Genomic DNA, 2,605 nt, shown 5'->3' on the forward strand with positions numbered 1-2,605 from the left:
AGATTTTTTGGTCTAACTTTTGGGGGTCGCTTCATTCAGATGGTCTTTTTTTTTGCTCGCGTTCTTTGACAAAATCAATGAACGTGAGGATTTCTTTGATTCCTTCTTCTGAGATTGATTCATCGATATGGGAACTGATCAAGTCACTTTCTACTTTAGGATAGAGGTGTCTCTTATCAGATCGGCCTAAGAGATAGTCGGTCGACACACCAAATAGATCGGCTAACACTTGCAGCATGCTAAAGTCGGGCTCTCTTTTTCCTGATTCATAGGCAGTATAAGCTGGACGTGTGATCCCGATTTTGTCTGCCACTTCTTGCTGAGTTAACTTCTTTTCCAGACGTAATTTTTTTATGATTTGCGGAAACATAATGACACCTGCCTCTCTCGTGATAGTAACACACCGTTACTTAGAAAAAAAGAGTCGGTTGGTGTCTATTTGTTACTAAATGTCGTTGACAAGTGTCATAAGGAAACATATAATGAGTGTGTGTCGAAACGTTACATTCCGAAGAAGGAGGGAACTGTATGCGGGAGTGGCTCATTAGGCAACGTGAAAAAAATGGACTCACTCAGGATCAAGTAGCTAAGGAATCCGAAATTGAGCGAACATATTACAATATGATTGAACGAGGAAAACGCCGACCAAGTGTAGAAGTAGCGAAGCGGATCGGTAAAGTGCTCCAATTTGATTGGACGTATTTTTTTAGCATCGAAGGTAACATAACGACACAAAAAGACAAACCTAGTTAAATGGAGGAGGGGACTCAAGATGCCTGTAAAAGGTACAGTTGCAAAAATCGGCTATCTGGGTAAAAACAAAAGAAATTTCCAGGATCTAAAAAAAGATTTAAAGAAACACAAGTGGCTCTACGTCATGCTGATCATTCCAGTTATTTTTGTCGTGATCTGGAATTATTGGCCAATGTATGGCGTGATTATCGCATTCAAAGATTATTCTCCCGCATTTGGGATCTTAGGTAGCCCTTGGGTGGGATTGAAGCACTTTGAGCGTTTTTTTGCTTCCTATTTTTTTCTCGAGATCATTGTTAATACCTTGCGCTTGAGTCTTTACAGTTTGTTGGTCAGTGTACCATTACCGATCATTTTGGCGTTATTATTCAATGAATTGAATCGGAAATGGTTCAAATCAACCGCTCAGACGATTTCATACATCCCAAATTTTATTTCGGTGGTTGTCGTGATCGGGATGGTTCAATTCTTTTTTTCAAGTCAAGATGGCATGATTAATATGTTGCTGAATACATTTGGGTTTCCATCGATCGATTTTCTCGGAAGTCCTAAATGGTTTCCGCATATCTATGTGTGGTCGGGCGTCTGGCAAGGTGTGGGGTGGGGAACGTTGATTTATACGGCAGCGATGTCCGGGATCTCTCCCGATCAATATGAAGCCGCTTACTTGGATGGTGCCTCTCGCTTGCAATGTATTCGTCATATCACGATTCCTTCCATCATGCCGACCATCGTGATCTCCACGATATTGGCGACAGGAAGCATTTTATCCGTGGGCTTTGAGAAGACTTTTCTCTTACAGAACGCTGCGAATCTCGCTTCCTCTGAGGTGCTTTCGACATATACCTATAAAATGGGGATCATAAATGGGGAGTATAGTTTCTCTGCTGCAGTCGGTCTTTTTAATAACGTGATTAATTTTATTGTTTTATTTATTGTTAATAAACTAGCACAAAAGACAAATGAATCGAGTCTTTGGTAGGAGGAAAACGAATGAAAGTATCAGCAACGAAAGGGGATAAACTGTTTAATACTATCAATATCTTACTGGTCAGTCTGATTGCCCTGATTATCTTATATCCGCTTATCTTTGTGGTCAATGCTTCCTTCAGTGATCCCACTAGGATCTATGAGGTCCCGTTGCTTTTGTATCCCCGTGGATTAAATGTTGAAGGGTACAAGGAAGTGCTCAAGAGCAGTGATATCTGGACGAGTTTTCGCAACGCAGTGATCTACACGGGTTTAGGGACAGTGATCAACTTAATCGTCACGACGATTGCTGCCTACCCATTGTCTCGTTCCGGCTTACGAGGCAAGCGTTTCTTTACTTTATTTTTTACGATTACGATGTTTTTTAGCGGAGGGTTGATCCCCACTTATTTAGTCAATCAGCAGTTAGGGATCGTTAACACACTTTGGGTCATGATCTTGCCTGGAGCGTTGGGTGTTTATAATATGATTTTGATGCGTACGTATTTCAGTCAAAATATTCCTAATGATTTGATTGAAAGCGCTTATATCGATGGTGCCAACGATTTATGGTTATTATGGAAAGTCGTCTTGCCTCTGGCTACCCCGATCATCGCAGTGATGGCAATGTTCTATGGTGTCGGTCGCTGGAATGCCTACTTTGACGCGTTGATTTATTTACAGGATCGTGCCAAGTATCCTCTGCAGATTATTCTGCGAGAAATACTGGTTCAGGGACAGTTTGGCCAAGATATGAACCAAATCATTGCCGGTAGTGCGGAATCTGAATTGCTTATGCTGAAAATGGTTCTGTTGCAAAGTTTTAAATAAAGAATAAAATCCCTTACGGTATCTATGATTTAAGCTGGGATTCCCAATAATA

Annotated in this window: 4 protein-coding genes; 3 read left to right on the top strand and 1 reads right to left on the bottom strand. The window is 41.0% G+C overall.

What is annotated here, in order from left to right; all coding sequences use genetic code 11:
• Positions 1-31 precede the first annotated feature (31 nt).
• A complete protein-coding gene (locus AB5Z52_RS16570; RefSeq protein WP_003127342.1) occupies positions 32-370 on the bottom strand; it encodes a helix-turn-helix domain-containing protein in 339 nt (112 codons plus the stop codon).
• Between the two features lie 158 nt (positions 371-528).
• On the opposite strand from AB5Z52_RS16570, the gene AB5Z52_RS16575 reads away from it, so the two are divergent.
• From AB5Z52_RS16575 to AB5Z52_RS16585, 3 genes are read left to right on the top strand one after another with little or no spacing between them, the layout of a single operon-like run.
• On the top strand, positions 529-753 hold the full coding sequence (locus AB5Z52_RS16575; RefSeq protein ID WP_003127343.1) for a helix-turn-helix transcriptional regulator: 225 nt from the start codon (positions 529-531) through the stop codon (positions 751-753).
• A gap of 19 nt (positions 754-772) precedes the next feature.
• Positions 773-1,735 (top strand): sugar ABC transporter permease, encoded by a 963-nt coding sequence (locus AB5Z52_RS16580; protein ID WP_003127344.1) that lies wholly within the window; start codon positions 773-775, stop codon positions 1,733-1,735.
• Between the two features lie 11 nt (positions 1,736-1,746).
• The gene (locus AB5Z52_RS16585) at positions 1,747-2,553 is read left to right on the top strand and encodes a carbohydrate ABC transporter permease (protein WP_288551833.1); all 807 of its coding nucleotides are present in this window, start codon (positions 1,747-1,749) and stop codon (positions 2,551-2,553) included.
• Positions 2,554-2,605 lie beyond the last annotated feature (52 nt).

It is taken from the genome of Enterococcus sp. RTP21361st1_A6_RTP21361_211029 (genome assembly GCF_040910045.1).
In the GTDB taxonomy this organism is placed as follows: Bacteria; Bacillota; Bacilli; order Lactobacillales; family Enterococcaceae; genus Enterococcus_D; species Enterococcus_D gallinarum.